This is a genomic window from Nitrospirota bacterium, from assembly GCA_016180645.1.
GTDB lineage: Bacteria > JACPQY01 > JACPQY01 > JACPQY01 > JACPQY01 > JACPAV01.
Genome location: JACPAV010000009.1, coordinates 24,810 through 40,635 on the forward strand (window position 1 = coordinate 24,810; position 15,826 = coordinate 40,635).

17 protein-coding genes are annotated in these 15,826 nt (G+C 58.1%); 7 read left to right on the top strand and 10 right to left on the bottom strand.

From position 1 onward, the window contains the following. Nucleotides 1-122: 122 nt before the first annotated feature. From HYT87_07350 to dcm, 4 genes are all read right to left on the bottom strand, one after another. Nucleotides 123-371 carry a hypothetical protein gene (locus tag HYT87_07350; protein MBI2059571.1) on the bottom strand — a complete coding sequence of 83 codons (249 nt, stop codon included), beginning with the start codon at nucleotides 369-371 and terminating at the stop codon, nucleotides 123-125. A gap of 119 nt (nucleotides 372-490) precedes the next feature. Further along, on the bottom strand, nucleotides 491-1,360 hold the full coding sequence (locus tag HYT87_07355; GenBank protein MBI2059572.1) for a restriction endonuclease: 870 nt from the start codon (nucleotides 1,358-1,360) through the stop codon (nucleotides 491-493). Then, a complete protein-coding gene (gene vsr / locus HYT87_07360; GenBank protein ID MBI2059573.1) occupies nucleotides 1,350-1,772 on the bottom strand; it encodes a DNA mismatch endonuclease Vsr in 423 nt (140 codons plus the stop codon). The genes HYT87_07355 and vsr overlap by 11 nt, the downstream gene beginning before the upstream one ends. 2 nt (nucleotides 1,773-1,774) lie before the next feature. Further along, nucleotides 1,775-3,229, bottom strand: a complete 1,455-nt coding sequence (gene dcm, locus HYT87_07365; protein MBI2059574.1) for a DNA (cytosine-5-)-methyltransferase — start codon at nucleotides 3,227-3,229, stop codon at nucleotides 1,775-1,777. Between the two features lie 165 nt (nucleotides 3,230-3,394). Between dcm and HYT87_07370 the strand changes: the two genes are divergently transcribed. From HYT87_07370 to HYT87_07380, 3 genes are read left to right on the top strand one after another with little or no spacing between them, the layout of a single operon-like run. Continuing rightward, on the top strand, nucleotides 3,395-5,560 hold the full coding sequence (locus tag HYT87_07370; protein ID MBI2059575.1) for a sensor histidine kinase: 2,166 nt from the start codon (nucleotides 3,395-3,397) through the stop codon (nucleotides 5,558-5,560). Between the two features lie 4 nt (nucleotides 5,561-5,564). Next, nucleotides 5,565-6,620 (top strand): hypothetical protein, encoded by a 1,056-nt coding sequence (locus HYT87_07375; GenBank protein MBI2059576.1) that lies wholly within the window; start codon nucleotides 5,565-5,567, stop codon nucleotides 6,618-6,620. Nucleotides 6,621-6,638: 18 nt separating this feature from the next. Further along, nucleotides 6,639-7,676, top strand: a complete 1,038-nt coding sequence (locus tag HYT87_07380) for a DNA cytosine methyltransferase (protein ID MBI2059577.1) — start codon at nucleotides 6,639-6,641, stop codon at nucleotides 7,674-7,676. 417 nt (nucleotides 7,677-8,093) lie between these two features. On the opposite strand, the gene HYT87_07385 is transcribed toward HYT87_07380, so the two are convergent. Beyond that, entirely contained in the window at nucleotides 8,094-8,885 is a 792-nt protein-coding gene (locus HYT87_07385) for a hypothetical protein (protein ID MBI2059578.1), read from the bottom strand. A gap of 208 nt (nucleotides 8,886-9,093) precedes the next feature. After that, entirely contained in the window at nucleotides 9,094-9,510 is a 417-nt protein-coding gene (locus tag HYT87_07390; GenBank protein ID MBI2059579.1) for a DoxX family protein, read from the bottom strand. A gap of 159 nt (nucleotides 9,511-9,669) precedes the next feature. On the opposite strand from HYT87_07390, the gene HYT87_07395 reads away from it, so the two are divergent. From HYT87_07395 to HYT87_07405, 3 genes are read left to right on the top strand one after another with little or no spacing between them, the layout of a single operon-like run. Then, a complete protein-coding gene (locus HYT87_07395; GenBank protein ID MBI2059580.1) occupies nucleotides 9,670-9,846 on the top strand; it encodes a glutaredoxin family protein in 177 nt (58 codons plus the stop codon). After that, complete coding sequence (locus tag HYT87_07400; protein ID MBI2059581.1) at nucleotides 9,846-10,139, top strand: hypothetical protein; 294 nt, start codon at nucleotides 9,846-9,848, stop codon at nucleotides 10,137-10,139. Before HYT87_07395 ends, HYT87_07400 begins: the two co-directional genes overlap by 1 nt. An 8-nt stretch (nucleotides 10,140-10,147) precedes the next feature. Next, nucleotides 10,148-10,522: a TfoX/Sxy family protein gene (locus HYT87_07405; protein MBI2059582.1), complete on the top strand. Its 375-nt coding sequence runs from the start codon at nucleotides 10,148-10,150 to the stop codon at nucleotides 10,520-10,522. Here HYT87_07405 and HYT87_07410 read toward each other — a convergent pair. Both HYT87_07410 and HYT87_07415 read right to left on the bottom strand, forming a co-directional pair. Continuing rightward, nucleotides 10,464-11,408 (bottom strand): SDR family oxidoreductase, encoded by a 945-nt coding sequence (locus HYT87_07410; protein ID MBI2059583.1) that lies wholly within the window; start codon nucleotides 11,406-11,408, stop codon nucleotides 10,464-10,466. The two genes, HYT87_07405 and HYT87_07410, sit on opposite strands and share 59 nt — an antisense overlap. A gap of 68 nt (nucleotides 11,409-11,476) precedes the next feature. After that, nucleotides 11,477-13,648 carry a RecQ family ATP-dependent DNA helicase gene (locus tag HYT87_07415; protein ID MBI2059584.1) on the bottom strand — a complete coding sequence of 724 codons (2,172 nt, stop codon included), beginning with the start codon at nucleotides 13,646-13,648 and terminating at the stop codon, nucleotides 11,477-11,479. Between the two features lie 285 nt (nucleotides 13,649-13,933). Between HYT87_07415 and HYT87_07420 the strand changes: the two genes are divergently transcribed. Further along, nucleotides 13,934-14,887 carry a hypothetical protein gene (locus tag HYT87_07420; protein ID MBI2059585.1) on the top strand — a complete coding sequence of 318 codons (954 nt, stop codon included), beginning with the start codon at nucleotides 13,934-13,936 and terminating at the stop codon, nucleotides 14,885-14,887. Nucleotides 14,888-15,013: 126 nt separating this feature from the next. On the opposite strand, the gene HYT87_07425 is transcribed toward HYT87_07420, so the two are convergent. Both HYT87_07425 and HYT87_07430 read right to left on the bottom strand, forming a co-directional pair. Beyond that, nucleotides 15,014-15,415 (bottom strand): HEPN domain-containing protein, encoded by a 402-nt coding sequence (locus tag HYT87_07425; protein MBI2059586.1) that lies wholly within the window; start codon nucleotides 15,413-15,415, stop codon nucleotides 15,014-15,016. Continuing rightward, nucleotides 15,399-15,746, bottom strand: a complete 348-nt coding sequence (locus HYT87_07430; GenBank protein MBI2059587.1) for a nucleotidyltransferase domain-containing protein — start codon at nucleotides 15,744-15,746, stop codon at nucleotides 15,399-15,401. The genes HYT87_07425 and HYT87_07430 overlap by 17 nt, the downstream gene beginning before the upstream one ends. Between the last annotated feature and the right edge of the window lie 80 nt (nucleotides 15,747-15,826).

The window sequence follows — 15,826 nt, forward strand, 5'->3', positions numbered from 1 at the left end:
GCGTAACCGGATTGTCACGCGCCCCCGGTCCGCGCCGAACGGCGCGTCTTCCAAAGCCGCCGCCCTGATGAACGCACTTCTCAACAGGAGAATTACGCAGAGGCCAGCCCGGAGGGGCCCTCCTACTTGAAAGTACGATCAGTCAAAAGTTTGCTACAACGAGCCGCGATGGTTCCGTAAAACCAGACCTGGAACCCGCAAAGGAAAAGCATGACCCCGGTAGCAATGGCCATCGGACTCAAATGAGCGGCTACGTTGATGGCCTTGACATAGCCCGGCCCCACTTCCGCCACGCCAATACTCCAGTACCAAGCAGCGACCAAGGAATAGCCGCCAATGAGGCCCAGCGCCCAATTCGGCATCTCGGCCAAATGACGCCTTCTACTGGATCTACGTGAGACAGCAAGTTTCACGTAGCTCACGAGTAGGGATCCCATGTTTCTTCCAAATGGAATCAGTGCCATCTCTCCTCCTTCCGCCAGATGACGGTTCAGATCGCCAAGTCGAAGGGTAGGTCGCTGATGTCGCGGAGCCGATGGCCCTCGATCAGCGTGGAGAGCTGTTCCTCTTGGTCGTCACGTCCCGACTCTCTTAGGGCAACGACCAATTCGTGCAGCGCAGCGTGATAGGTGCAGTCGATGTCCCCAGTCCCCCTGGCAATCGACGCGATCCTTGATGGCATTGGTTCCATCGTGACGGCCACGATATGGGGCGTCTGGCCCTTGCGATTCCGAATCAGATTCAATGCTTCCGTTCGGATGTTCTGACTTCTGTCGCTCCTGATCGTCCACTTGCATGAAACACTTGCATGCAGGATCGCCTTGCGTTCAGGGAAGTTCGACTTCCGTAACGGCGTCGCCTTTGCTACAGGTTCACGTTCCGAGACGATCAGGCCTTCAACGTTAATTTCCTCGTCGGTTGCCGACGCCCGGGCGACAATAATGTCAGGCGTTATCAGATAATCGCCCCCCAGCGTCGCAGAAAGTTGGGGATATTTCTTGAGAACTTCCTGAAGGGTACGCAGATGCTCGTACTGATCAAATCCGCCTATCCGGGTTTCGCTGGGAGAAGTCGAGAAGACCCACTTTCCAGGTCGTAAATGGACCAGAAGACGGAATGCGTCCCGCAGGAACTGCGCAGTCACGGAGGTGAATAAAGATCCGGCCTCCTGCTCCTTCAGGGGGGCAGAACGAAGCGGATGACCGAGGATCCGCACGAGCCGACTGGCAAGATCAATGCTCGTCTTGCTACCGCTGTCGGCGATAGAGTAGGTTCCCTCCTCGCCCCTTTCCGACAGGACCTCCCCACAGAGTTTTCGTTGATAATCAATCCTCAGTTCGGCCAGCGCACTACGTTTCACGGGTGGCCTCCAGTACCCTTCGGACTTTCCCACTCACATTTGCTTCGTCCTTCAACTGACATTGCCAAACGACTATACGTCTCCATCCCCGTTTCCTCAACGCAATCCCATTTTTCCTGTCTCGTGCGGCATTTCCCGTCAATTTCCTACACCAGAAAGTTCGATTGGAAGTCGGGATAGTCGCCTTCTTGCATCCTCGGTGACCGTGCCAGAAACAGCCGTTGACGAAGATGGCGACTTTCCGGTCGGGAAGGATGAAATCGGGATTACCGGGGAGAGTACGAACATGACGTCGGAATTTCAGTCCGAGGCGTCGGAGGATTCTTGCGAGTGATTTTTCCGGGGACGTATCCCGTCCCCGGATTCGGGACATTATCTCAGAGCGTTTCTCGCGGGTGAAAACATCCGCCACATTTACGAGGCAGCCGCAAAGACTTGAGATTCAACAGCCAATCCGGAATCGAGCGTGGCGGCAAGAGATTCGGCAATTCGTTGAGCCAGTATCGGCGGGACGGCATTGCCGATCTGCATGGCGACGGCGATCTTCGTCCCGTGGAAAATGAAATCATCCGGGAAGCTCTGTAGACGGGCGGCTTCCCGATGGGTGATTGGCCGGTGTTGTGCCGGATGCAGGTATCGGCCCTTTTCCGGCTTGAAGAACTCCGTTCGTATCGTGAAAGCCGGCCGGTCCCACCAGAGACGACCGAACAGGTCCGTCCCCCCGCTCTTCTTTCGAATCCAGCAGCCCGGCGTCAAGTCGGGCCGTTTTCTTTGCAGATCGAACCGATTTCCGCCCTCGGGGATGCACTTGTATCGGATCAGACTTTCTTTCGTCGGTGTCCGTCCGAAATGGAGGTCCATCGGCGGGTCTGCCTTTCCCACGCGGATTTCGGTGCCTTCCGGTACGGGAAGGTCACCGATGCCGCGGCGCACGGACTCCCAGGGGAGTAATCCGCTTGCGAACAGGCTTCCTTTCTTCGCTGGATCGGCATGTGTCGGCTTGGGCAATTGGGGCACACCTACCCGCGACGCGACAACAATGGCCCGCTTGCGTCTCTCCGGAACACCGTAGTCGGCCGCATTCAAGACGTCCGCCACGACCTTGTACCCGAGGTTCTCGGACATCTTACGAATCTGTTGGAATTCGAACGAGGCAAGAAGCTCCGATACATTTTCCATCACGTAGGCTAACGGGCGGACGCGCTTGACCACCTCCATGAACGCTACCCATAGCTGCTTCCGGGAGTCCGTAGCCCGCTGCTTGTTCAGGAGGCTGAACCCTTGGCACGGTGGACCGCCAATCACCACATCGCCAGCGGGGATGACGAAATCCTTCCTCGCCAGCAATTCATTGATGTCGCCCGCCACGCAATGCTCACCGAAGTTCGCGTTGTAGGTCTTTACCGACCACGGATCGAAATCATTGGCGAATACCGAGCGGAATATCCCGGACCTAGCGAATCCAAGGCTGAAACCACCTGCGCCGGCAAAAAGATCGATCAGGCGGAAGGCGCGGTATGAGCCTTGCTCGGTTTCGTCCGATGGAGTGAGCGGTCCGTGTGGTTCCGGGATTCGGTAGACCTTGAACGACTTCCGGACCACTGCCACCGCCTCTTTCGGGTGTTCTGCGAAAATCCGCGCCACATCCTTCGGGAGACTCCCCGCTAGAACATGCAATTCCTCTCGCCGTGTATGGAGAACCTTGGCGATCCTGTCGAGAAGCTTGGCTGAGGGAGGGACCTTCCCTGATTCAATCCGGCTAACATGTGCCGGATCGACCTTGAGGAGTTTTGCAAGATTCTTGAGACTGACCTTCCGCAGTTTTCGGAGAGACCTGATCCGTTGTCCAAGCTCTTTCGCCGCTTCCATGTGATGAGCCCAATCTATCAAGGTTGACTGTTCTTGTCAACTCAACGACAATTGCACTTTGATAGGGGCGCTGATAGAGTGCCCTCGATGTGGTGGTAGACAACGTGTTTCATCATCGGTCCTCCAGTCCATGTGACCTGGGAATGTAGCGATTTCGTCTGAACGATGGTCACGGACCCTCTCGCGAGCGACTTCGATCCCATTCCCTTTCGGATACATCCACGCGTTTTCGCGGCGCTCGGAGCAGACCTGGTCACAAATGACGTCGTTGCGGTCATCGAGTTGGTTAAGAACTCATATGATGCCTTTGCCTCAAATGTTTGGATTCGCTTCAAAACAGATCTGGAAGAAGGCCCCTTCATCGAAATTGAGGATGATGGCCAAGGAATGTCAAAAGAGATCATCGAGGACGTGTGGTGTGTGGTGGCAACGCCGCACAAGGAGAAAAATCCCTACGCCCGGAGTGGTGGCAAGCGGCGGCGTGTAGCCGGCAAGAAAGGACTTGGGAGGCTATCGGCCGGTCGCCTGGGCGAGAGTCTCCAGGTGCTAACTCAACCCACGGGACAAGCATGCTGGGAAGTCAAAGTCAGCTGGAGCGATCTCGCTGGCCATACAGCGCTATCATCCTGTATTGCCCAGCTTCGAAGGTACCCCAAGGAATCTCCGTTCAACGTGTCGGGCACAAGGCTCCGGATATTCGGGCTCACACTCCCGTGGGACGCTTCGAAAGTTGCCGACTTGGAGGACAACCTTACGCGGCTCATATCTCCCTTTGCCGCTGTCGGTACGTTCAACATCTTCCTAGTGGGGCCAGACTCATCCGGTGCTGCACCGCTAAGCATTCAACCGCCAGAATTCCTGAACGCTCCCAAGTACGTGATCCTCGGTGAGGCAGACTCAGGCGGTAAGGTGATCGCGGAATACAGATTCGACCCGATTCGGGATGGAAAAGGAAGAACCAAGCGGGTTTCCCTCACGTGGCAACAGGCCTACGATTCCATGAAGGAGCGCTGGCAATCTCTTGGGAGGAAGAGATTCCTATTTGATGAAAAAGGGCCAAAGTGCGGGCAGTTCTCATTCGAAATCCGAGCATGGGACATTGACCCCGAAGGGACCAAGGAGATCCAGGATCGCTTCGACTACCAAAAAAGCAAGGTTCGTAGGGCAATCCGAGCGCACAAGGGTATCTCGGTCTACCGGGATGGGATTCTGATACTCCCCAAATCGGAGACATCGCGGGACTGGCTTGGTTTGGACTTAAGGCGCGTAAGCCGGGTTGGTGGCCGCCTGAGCACGAATCAGATCGTCGGATACGTTGCCCTTACGGCAGCAAACAACCCCGATATCGAGGACACCAGTGACCGCGAGAGGCTCGTGGATAATCTCGCGGTCGCGCAGTTCGAAGAAATTCTCATCACTGTGGTCCAGCTTCTCGAAAACGAACGTGATGGCGACAGATCTCAAAAACCACCCTCGCAGCCACTTGTCGAACTATTCTCGCGTCTGCATGCGGACAGTGTCGTTTCTGAGACCGAAGAGATTGTCCAAAGCGAAGGCCCGGCCTCTGACGTCCTGCCCCTTCTAAAGCAGTTCAACGATGAACTGAAGACAACGGCCAAGGAGCTTCAGCAGCGCTTCACTTTCTACAGCCAGATGGCTACGGTCGGCACCATCGCCCAAATCCTCGTGCATGAGATACGAAATCGAACGACATCATTTGGTCATTTCGTCCGCATGGTAAGAGACAGGCTTGGTCCGCTGAAGGATCCTGATGTTGCCGAGGCAGCAACGTGGGCTGAGGAGGCAATTCATTCACTGGAGAATCTTGCCGATACGTTCGCTCCCTTGGCGAGCCGAAGCTTCAGGCGGCGCATTAGAGATTCCGTCGTGGAGGAACGCATTCGCGCCTGCTTTGAACTCCTCCGGGGTGATTTTAGGAAGAAGAAGGTGGATTGTACTTTTCCAGAGGGAAAAACACGGGTGGCAATGGACCCAGGTGAACTCGACGCCGTTGTTCTGAATCTCATGACCAACTCACTATACTGGCTTGGAAGCGTCAATGACAAACATGGAAAACTCCTGTTCCAGCTTGAGAAAATAGATCGTGGATCTCGCGTTCGTGTTTGGGCGCACGACAACGGCCCTGGCGTCGCCAAGGAGGACGCTCCGAAGATTTTCGATCCTGGATTCACAAGAAAACCGGGGGGTATCGGCATGGGGTTAACTGTTGCGAGCGAGCTGGTGCGCGAATATGGTGGGCAGATGCAGATTTCATCAGGCAAGCTGGGAGGTGCGTCCTTCGGTTTCGACCTCCCAGCCAGGAAGGACTGAAGTCGTGCGGAAGCTGAGAGTACTCTTCGTCGACGATATCGAAGTGAGTATCGGTCCTGCGATGAAGTGGGTCAAAGAGTCTCACGACTGCGACTGCATACCGTTTGATACTTTTGAGACCGAGATCGAGGTTCGCCAACCCCATATTATCATCATAGACCGATTCCAAGGCACGCCTGTAAGTGGCAGTGATGAGGGCAGCAAGGTCTTCGACATGATTTGGCTCCGGCGTTTTTGCCCCGTTGTGATTTACTCGGCGTTTCCCGATGAAGTGACGGATGATCGCGAGAGACATCCGTTCGTGAAACACGTCAAGAAGGATCAGGACCTTGGAAAGTTCAAGGAGGCGGTGACAGCGATGGTTGCACACGCGCAAACCATCGAGGGAGTCGAGCGACATATCAGGACCCAATTCGCCGTGGCCATGCGCGAGGTCGCGCCTTATGCCTCTTCAGTCTCCTCAAATAAGAAGGAATACGACGATGCCGTCACCAGACATGCCCGACGACGACTTGCAGCACTGATGGACCAAATGAGTCTGGGAGCCCTGAGAAGTTGGGAACAATACATCTTCCCTCCTGTCAGCAAGGACCCAAAACTCGGAGATATTATCAGAAAAAAAGATGGTAAAACCGATGATGTGCAGGCATTTCGACTCGTTCTCACACCTTCGTGCGACATGGCAGCGGGACAAAGCAACAGAACCGAGCAAATACTGGTAGCCAGCTGCATCTCCAATAAGATCGGGCTCAAGGCTCTTGGAATGGATGGTGCAAAACAGGAGAAAATAAAGGGAAATCTGATTACAGTGGGCCATCGAGACGGAATCCTGCCGCTTCCGGGTCTGAAAGGACACTTTCCCTCAATGATGGCGGATCTAAAACAATTGGAGCTTTTGCAACGAGACGATGTGACGGAGGAGAAGACATATTTGCGGATCGCTTCAATTGACAGCCCATTCCGGGAGCTCGTAGCCTGGGCGTATCTAAGCGTTGCGTGCCGGCCCGGCCTGCCTGTACGAGATTTTGATGGGTGGGCCAGTCAGATAGCCAGCGAGTGAATTTCGCTCTACCAGAAAATGGAACTCGCTGCATTTGATTTTTTTTGTGGCGCAGGTGGTCTTACACGCGGTCTATTGGATGCCGGGATCACGGTTCTCGCCGGTTTCGATGCTGATGGAAGCTGCGCTGAGACCTATGAACGAAACAACTCCCCATCAAGGTACGTAGAAGCGGATATTCGGACTTTGGCGATGAAAGACCTTCGGAACAGTTCCAAGGGAGCAATCATGTCAGAGATGTTGTTTGTTGGCTGTGCACCATGTCAGCCCTTCACCAAGCAGGTCAAGAACGGCAATTCCGCACCCGTCGAGACACTCCTGGGCGCGTTTGGACGATTGATTGAGATGGCAACTCCCAGAACTGTTCTGATGGAGAATGTGCCTGGAATTGCGAGAGTGCGGGGGAACAGCACGTTCAAGCGATTCCTTCGTTGCCTGGAGAGTAACGGCTATCTCGTCGATGTCGGCGTGCTGGACGCAAAGAAACTGGGAGTCCCTCAAACCCGAAGGCGTCTGATATTGATTGCCATGCGCGGAAGAAAGCCGACATTGCCGAAACCAATCTCTAGTGCCGGACTCCGACCTTACAGGACAGTCCGGCAGGCAATCGGGCACTTTCCCCCGATCGAAGCCGGCGAAAGCCATCTCACAGTGCCGAATCATACGGCGGCCTCGCTCAGCCCCACCAACCTGGAACGAATAAAGCACACCCCTAAAGACGGAGGAGATCGGCGTTCATGGCCCCCTTATCTGCGGCTGGAGTGTCACAATGAAAACCATCAGGGACACACAGACGTGTACGGAAGGATGAGGTGGGACGCTCCTGCCCCAACCCTTACGGGGAGATGCAACAGCCTTTCCAATGGCAGATATGGCCATCCAACTCAAGACAGAGCGATCAGCCTTCGGGAGGCTGCTGCCCTCCAATCGTTTCCGGATCGATACGTGTTTTCCGGTACCGATCAGCATATTGCCAAGCAAATTGGGAACGCGGTCCCAGTTGCTCTCGCCAAAAGCCTTGGCGAGCACATTCTAAAAATCCAGGCTTCATCATGATCCAACCGTGAAAACCATACACAAGTATGGTTGCAGTAGTGATCGCAGTGGATTGTGAGATGCAGGGCAAAACTGGGCAAAGGACGGCAAAGTGAAGGGGCACGAGTAGGGCGGTTTTCGCTCGTAGGGACGCGAGGTTATCGAAGAGCTGCAAAGAGCGGCAAACTACGGCGAGAAAGGCGTGAGCGGCTCACTGCGATTCGTTGCCCGGCCGTCGTAGCCGGGCCTGAAGCGCAGTACTGCGCCCTCCTTGGCCCTGTATCAGGCGGACGCTCTCCCGCGTTCTGCGCGACCCGTCCTGGACCGCTCTGTTGCGCAGGACCACACCATCCTCAGCGAGGTAAAACCACCCCTTGCGACGGGGGGACGGTGGGCAAGGAGGAGGGCACCTTGTACATGCTCTCAATTACCGCCCGCTCATCTCTTGGCCGCCCTGCCGTGTGGCTCCGATCGGAAAACTTCGATCTCCAACAGCCGGCCCTCCGGGTCGTAGGAGAAGATGACCGGGAACTTTCGAAGGAGTCTTCTTGGAAGCTCGTAGGCAAAGCCGCCGTAGACGGGCGTCCTCCCCGCCCTCTTCCGCCGAGAGTCGCCCCGGGAGCGTCGAAGGAACCGAATGCCAGCCAAGTGATCGTCCACAAAAGCCTCGATCTCGCCTTCGCGCAATCGAATGGAACGGTCCGATGCAATGTTGATCTTTCCCCCGGCCCATCGGGATTCGTATGCATGATTCACGCGGACGGCCAGTTTCGTCCCGTGAAACCCGATCTCGTCATCAAGCAGCGTCGCCTCCGTGCGGTGCTTCCGCACGGCTCCACTGCTACGGGGCGACGGGATGAATCGACCGATCCGCTTCCTGCCCTTTGCGGGCAAGAGATATTCGGGGTTAGACGTTCCCTTGATTTGACCGCAGGTGCGGCAGGCATGTTGACCGCCGCCGATGCGTCGGTATCCCTTCGGATGGCGGCACTGAAGCCCGTAGTAATGCCAGGCCGTCCCGAGCTCCTGATAGATATTGTAGAAAAGATCCGCCCGGCGACCGTCTTGAAATGGTTTCCCTCGCAGCCACTTCTCCGATACGTAGTCCATCGCCCGCAGAACCCTCCGTATGGCCTCGCCGACCTCCTTGGAGCTTTGCACGGAGAAAGGGGGCGTCGAACGAAGGAACTTCACGGAAGACTGTCCCTTCGTCCGATTCAGCGGATTCATCCGACACCGTTTCCCATGCTCATCCCTGGTCTTCTTTTCGCCAAATGAGGAAGATTGGCGACGCAACGGTATTTCTTCTCAAATCGCCGGATTCTGCTCTGAAATTGAGAGGCCGCCAGCGAGGACGTATCCAAAACCCTTCGCCTGCCGTTCGTCTCCCCGAGCAATCTCATTTCTTCAGCACAACTTCCAACAAGGGGATGATTTGCTATTTCGGCGGGCCTGAAACGGATCCCCTGAGCCGATCCAGGCTCCATGTGCCCGGGCCGTAACAGGCGATGAAGAGAAAGACGAAGGAGTAGAGCGCGGCCGGTTCGCCCTTGTTGACGGCGGGGAAAAAGTTGGAGTCCAATTGGAATTTCCAGTGGAATTGGATGTAGGCGACGGCCATGGTTCCGCTCGCAAGGAAGGCCGCCCAAGTGGTGAACAAACCCAGGGCCATGGCGAGACCCGTCACCAGCTCGATGATGCCACCAAACCAGAGCTGCGTTCCGAACTCCGGCTGGAAATCGGACAGGACGCCGAAGATCTTCTGCATGCCGTGGAAAGCAAACATGAGTCCGCTCACGATGCGAAGGGTCGCGTATGCGGCTTCAGTCTTTGGTGCCAGAAATCGAACAATCATACCCATCACCTCCTCTTCAGATCATTTCTGTAGCGTGGAGACATAAAAGTCAAACCTCACGCCGTAACGGCGCACACGTTCAGACCACAGACGTAGATGATGGAATCGAGAGTCATTTTGTACACGGCGGACGGGTGACAGAGCTGCGAGGCGGCGAAGGTGTATCTTTCGCAAAAGGGAGTCGCGTTCGAGACTAGGAATGTGAGTCACGACGAGCAGGCCTTCCGTGAGCTGCGCGACGTCTACAACGCCACGGGTACTCCAATCATCGTGATCGGCGATCAGGTTGTGCGCGGATTCGATCTCGGCCGCATCCGCCGCTTGTTGAACCTCTGATGGCCGCGGAAATCGTCTGTCCCTTCTGCGGCCAATTCCTTCCGCTGCCCGCGGGAGCCACGGAAGGCAATACTTTCTCCTGCCCCCGATGCGCCGGATCGCGGCTGCGCGTTCTCCGAAACGGGTCTTCTTTTTCTCTACAGCCGATCCCCACCGCCAGTTGTGCCGTGTGCGGAGACATTCTCGATCTTCCAAATTCGATCCGGACCGGCGACCTCACCACACATTGCAATACATCGCAGAAAGTCGAACAGGAGTTGGGCGCCTTCGCCCTGACCCCCATTCAATCTTGATCTGATTCATGCCGTTCAGCGAGGGATTGGCCGAGAGAGTCCGAAAAGTATTGCATTCCCGCAATGGGATCGTCGAAAAACGGATGTTCGGCGGGATCGCCTTCATGCTGAACGGAAAGATGTGTTGCGGGGTGCTGAAAGATGATCTTGTCGTCCGCGTTGACCCGACCAATCAGGACGCGATGCTCAAGGAGCGCGGCGCACGACCGATGGACTTCACGGGTCGCCCGATGAAGGGCTACCTTTACATTAACCCCGGTGGCTGCGATACGGCAGCTCTCTTGAGGAAATGGCTCGACCGCGCGATCCGCTTCACTGAAAGTCTTAGCGCGCCCTCGCAACGATCGAAGCGTAGATCGAATCGCTCCAAGCGGTCCGCCTGACCTTCGAATAGTAGACGCGGAGACTGTCATCCACCGTCTGCGGATCGCGGCCCAGGACTTGCCGGAGCGTATCCGGCGCACAGTGATACCCGTGCTCCGCCATCATCTCCAGGAACAAGTATGACTCGTAGGCATTGAAGGACACCGGCCTGAGAAGAGTGCCGAGCGTCCTCAACATTCCGCGCGGGATGGCCGCCACCCGCACGGTTCTATTCAAGATTGAGCCTATCTTAGCCGCTCCCTGTCGAAGGGTGAGCCCCTCACTCCCGCCCAGTTCGTAGAAACGATTGCGGGGAGGCTGACCGGCGATCTTCACGATGGCCTCGGCCAGGTCCGCCGTCGAAATGAATGAGATCGGACCCGAGTCCGGCGCGGGAATGACGACCAAGCCCCATCGCTCGATTGGCGGACCCAACATGCCGACCAGACTGTTCGGGCCAGTCATGAAGGTGGACGGACGCAGAATCGAGTAGCCCAATCCAATCTCGCGCAGCGCCTTCTCCGCTTCCCGCTTCGCCGGCAGGATCACGGGGGCGTAGTCGCGGTCGGCCCAGAGCAACGACATCAGCACGAAATGCTGAACACCGGCGTCTTTCGCGGCACGGATCAGATTCCTATTGCCCTCCGCGTCCGTGGCAAACAGTATTTCTTTCGTTCGGGCGTAATGCCGACCGACGAGCGAGATGACCGTCTCCGACCCTTTGCAAGCCAGGGGAAGCGTCTCCGGCGAGCACACGTCCCCTTTGACGGCCTCGGCCCCGAGTTCATGGAACTCATGCGCTGCTGAATCGGAACGCACCATGACCCTGACGCACCGCCTCTCCTCGATGAGTCGGCGGACCACCCTCCGTCCGACCTCAGTGGTTGCACCTGCAATCAGAATCATGCAGGGGAACTATCATGGACGCGCACCCTCAGCCAACTCTCCGCCGGCCAAGGACGATCGGACGGCATTCAGCCGCCGTTTTCCACCAAATGACGCCGCCGCGGGATATTGACCGCCTCCCGGCGCTCCTCCAGGACTTCCGTCCCCTTGGGCGTCAGCATCAGCTTCCTGCCACTTCCGGGCGCATCGCAGAGGTACCCCTTGGCGCGCATGGAAAGGACATCGGCCATCACCTCCTCGTACGTCGTGCCCTTCAGGACACCAAAGAGTTCGGAACGGAGGAGATCCGGATGGGCATGCACCGCGTCGCAGGTGCGGGAACCCTGCAGGACACCCGCGATTCCCGACGGCGCCAACGATCCGCTCACGGTTTCGACAAGGCGGAGGATGGAGACACCGATCTTTCGGGGGACCGTCCTTTTTTCCAAGTCGACGGCATGGACGGTGGCGCGTGCCGTGGCGCCCGCCCCTCCGCGCTTCTCGGCGGGCCTCACGATTCGTGCGACCTTTCCCGCTCCCACCCGCGATCGGCGATGAGCATTCTCACCGAGGACTTTCGCCGACAGCGATCGCAGGACCTTGATCGGAAAATGCGAGAGGGCGCCGAAACCGGCGAGATTCCGCCAGGCGGGTGGGATCCTCTTCGAGGAACTGCCGCCGAGGAACCGCGCGAACATTGTCGCGCCGAGTCGCCCCTTCGATTCCAACACCTCGCGATGGCGTTCGAGAATACGCGACGTCTCCGTCGGGGTATCCGTTCGATGAATCGGCGCCTTGCCGCCTGCGCAGGCGGAGCAGTTCCCGCAGCGGTAGCCGGGGGGAAGCTTCTCCCCGAAGTAGCGAAGGAGGCCGGCGCGGTGGCAGAGGCGGTCCTCCGCATAGGAAATCACGGACTTGAGCCTCGCGTAGTCGGCCACTTTTCGGGCATACATCGTGTCGAGGTTGAGGCGCGACCCGGCGGCTCCGTCCTTCTCCCTCGTGAGGCGATCTCCCTCCTCCCTCCGGATCAGCCCCTGCTCCAGGAGCACGAGCAAGGCGACATTGAACTGCTCGTCGGTCATCCCGCCGGCGCCGGCCCGCAACTCCTCCGCGGGGGTGCCCGCAGCCGAGACGGCCTCCAGGACGGCCAACACCTGTTCCCGGTTCGGGTAGCGGTTTCGGATAAAATAGTGGGCGAGGGACACATCTTTCCGGCTGAAGAGCATGACACAGCGGGCCGGCGCGCCGTCGCGTCCCGCGCGACCGGCCTCCTGATAATAGGCTTCGAGAGAGGCGGGATGCTGATAGTGGATCACCGCCCGAACGTCCGGGTTGTCGATGCCCATGCCGAAGGCCACGGTGGCCACCGCGATCGGCTTTTCGCCGGACAACCATGCCTCTTGCGCGGCCTTGCGATCTTCGGCCCTCATCCCCGCATGGTATGCAACGGCCTTGAATCCATTCCGGCGCAAGTCCTCCGCAATCTCGTCCGCATCCCTCCGGCGCCCCACGTAGATGATCCCGGATTCCCGCGAACGCGGGGGCGATCCCCCGTCCGTCGGCTCGCCGAGTAGTCCGTACAAGCGGCGCATCTTGTCCCCCGGCCCGCACGTCTGCACTTCGAAACGAAGATTCGGGCGGTCGAAGGGTGCGACCATCGTCAGCGGTTCCACCAGTCCGAGGCGGTGCGCGATATCGACGCGCGTGTCGGGCGTGGCGGTGGCGGTGAGGGCCAGCACCGGACATGGCCGCAAGCCGGCAATCGTCCCACGAAGGGAGAGGTAGGACGGCCGGAAGTCGTAGCCCCACCGGCTGACACAGTGCGCTTCGTCTACGACGAAAAGTTTCGGGGCAAGGCCGAAGATCCGTTCCCGGTAGCCGGACAACTCCAGACGCTCTGGAGCGACGTACAGGAGTGCCACACCACGGCTCACTTGGGCGAGCGCCGCCGAGACCTCGACGGAGGAAAGATTCGAATGGAGGGCCACGGCCTGCGCGCGATGCCTGCGATTGAACGCATCCACCTGATCTTTCATGAGCGCAATGAGAGGGGATGCGACCACGGTCAGCCCATTCAGGACGGAGGCCGGAAGTTGATACGTAAGGGATTTTCCCCCGCCCGTCGGCAGGACTCCCAAGGCATCGCGGCCGGCGAGCACAGCCTGGATCAGATCCCTTTGACCCGGCAGGAACGATTCGAAGCCGAACTCCCCTTTGAGAACATCGTCGATGGGAGGAAGAGGTCCCGAGAGGGTCATCACCGACTCTGCCCTCTCCTTGACGGAGGCAGCCCACCGTATCCTTCTTGCCTTCGCACAACGTGACTCTACCACAGGCACAGTCGGCTCCCCAACGGAATTGATTCGAGAAAACCCGACGTATCCCCTGTCCAAATCCGTTCAGGGGTCCGGCGGAAGTGGCTGAAACCGACCAAAGCTCTGCCGTTGGAATCGTGGAGTGGAAACGGCTGCGCAACGCTCCGCTTCGATGGGCAGTTTCACGCGCCCCTCGTGGGAGGTGGCGTCCAGATTGCGCTACGAGACTGTATGTTGAACAACCGAGTCCGATTCCAAATCGTCGCCGCCGCGCTGGCTGCGTTGGCTGTAATTCCATCCAAAGCCTTCTCGTGGGGAACTGCTCATTCGCACATGACCGAGACCGTCGCCGAGGCCGGCCTGCAGGGACTCGATCGCGGTCTGTACGCCCCGCTTCTCGGCGACCTCGCCGTGTGGGCGGACGGGAAAGAGCCCGAGGATTTCAAGGGCACCTTGGGAATCGATGAGGAGATCAATCCCCCGCCGGACCTTCGCCTCGGCGGCGCCGATCCCGACCACTGGCTCGACATTTTCAACCTCGATCACGGGCTTCAGCCGCAGGGAGTAGCGCAGATGGACTTCGCCCTCTTCATTGGAAACGCGAAGAAAGCTTTCGAGTCGGGCGACAAGGAGAAGGGATTTCTGCTTCTCGGCCGCGGCATTCACTACCTTGAGGACATCGGGATGCCCTACCACGTGGTGCTTTGGGAAAACCTCGATTTCCTTCATGGCCATTCGGCGTATGAGAGCTGGGCCGATGGTCAGTGGGACGCGCTACAGCTTGCTTCATGGGTGAGGGATGGCACGCAGTTTTCGTCTGAGATTAAGATCACCGATCCCGCCAACCTCGTTATCGAAATGGCGCGAATCAGCCGTCCCTACCTCGACCGCATCAAGGGCGGAAAGTGGACGAGCGACACGAAGGCCACCCAGGAGTTGATGTTCAGCCTCGGCCAACGCATCGCCGCCACGTTCAGCTACGTCGCCCCGGAGCAGTTCACATTCCCGAAGCCGAGCAGCGGAAAGAATGGCGGCAACACGGGCACGACCCCCTCCACTCCCCCCGCCGGCGCCGGCGGCTGCAGCATGGTGGATTTCGCTTCGCCAGTTTCCTTCGGCGGCCTGGGACTGCTCCTCTTCCCCGCCGCCTACTTCCTCCGCCGGCGCTCTTCCGTTCGCTCGTAGTCGCAGCCTTCAGCCCGCGTCCGTAGACGCACCCATGAAGGCCATGATCCATGCCGTGCCGTCCGCAGGACGGCGACTTCCCATGCCCCCATACCGTCCTCGGCACGGGGGTGCGCCTGTTCCACGCTACCTCCCGCTCCGGCAGGCACGGAGAACCTGGGCCGCGAGTTGGACGGCCCCGGCGGCCTGCCCTCTTGTGAAGGCCTCATAAGGAGCGCCGCCCGGCAGTCCGTTGGGGTAGCGTGTTGGGATGTAGTACCCATCCAGAATCTTCGCTTTTTCAGTGAGCGGATCGAATTTCTTCTCGTATTTCGCGCACCAGCGGCCCAACTCTATGACCGAATGGGTCTTGATGAGTTCTTCACCCCTTGAATACAGAAAACCTTTGAGAGACTTTTCCGCCACCTGCTGGCTCACGAAACACGTCAATGCAAATCCGCCCTCTCGGAGAAGAATCCGGGCATATTTCAGGTCATCCGCCGCTTGGCGAAGCCAGGAAACGGCCTCTTTATCAGGGTCGTTTTGCATGGAGCAACTTCGCTGTTTTCAAAGCGTGCTTGAGAAAGGGTCTGGCACGCATGCCCTCGTACTCTTCGGGGGTGTAGACAAGAAGATCAACATTCGCCGGACCCAGGCGCATGTACAGCCGCCTTAATCGTTCAACGAACGGGAGTTTCGACGGCATCACGGCAACCATGTCCGCATCGCTGAAGAGATTCGCGGTGCCGTTGGCGAGGGAGCCGATGAGCCAGATTTTCCGGGCTCCTTTCTTCTTCAACTCCGAGGTCAACCGGCGGACTTCAGCGCGAAGCGCCGCCAGGTGCTTCCTTCTCTCGCGGTGGAGTTGATCCGGCGTCACCCCGCACTTCTCCTTTCAGTCGCATTTTCAGGGTTCAACCTATGCGCGTCGTCAACGACTGTGCTTTCTCCAAAAGGTTG

Excerpts from the sequence above, each read along its gene's own strand:
- dcm (MBI2059574.1), bottom strand. The coding sequence starts at position 3,229 with ATGGAAGCGGCGAAAGAGCTTGGACAACGGATCAGGTCTCTCCGAAAA.
- HYT87_07370 (MBI2059575.1), top strand. The coding sequence starts at position 3,395 with ATGGTCACGGACCCTCTCGCGAGCGACTTCGATCCCATTCCCTTTCGG.
- HYT87_07380 (MBI2059577.1), top strand. The coding sequence starts at position 6,639 with ATGGAACTCGCTGCATTTGATTTTTTTTGTGGCGCAGGTGGTCTTACA.
- HYT87_07385 (MBI2059578.1), bottom strand. The coding sequence starts at position 8,885 with ATGAATCCGCTGAATCGGACGAAGGGACAGTCTTCCGTGAAGTTCCTT.
- HYT87_07390 (MBI2059579.1), bottom strand. The coding sequence starts at position 9,510 with ATGATTGTTCGATTTCTGGCACCAAAGACTGAAGCCGCATACGCGACC.
- HYT87_07400 (MBI2059581.1), top strand. The coding sequence starts at position 9,846 with ATGGCCGCGGAAATCGTCTGTCCCTTCTGCGGCCAATTCCTTCCGCTG.
- HYT87_07405 (MBI2059582.1), top strand. The coding sequence starts at position 10,148 with ATGCCGTTCAGCGAGGGATTGGCCGAGAGAGTCCGAAAAGTATTGCAT.
- HYT87_07410 (MBI2059583.1), bottom strand. The coding sequence starts at position 11,408 with ATGATTCTGATTGCAGGTGCAACCACTGAGGTCGGACGGAGGGTGGTC.
- HYT87_07420 (MBI2059585.1), top strand. The coding sequence starts at position 13,934 with ATGTTGAACAACCGAGTCCGATTCCAAATCGTCGCCGCCGCGCTGGCT.
- HYT87_07425 (MBI2059586.1), bottom strand. The coding sequence starts at position 15,415 with ATGCAAAACGACCCTGATAAAGAGGCCGTTTCCTGGCTTCGCCAAGCG.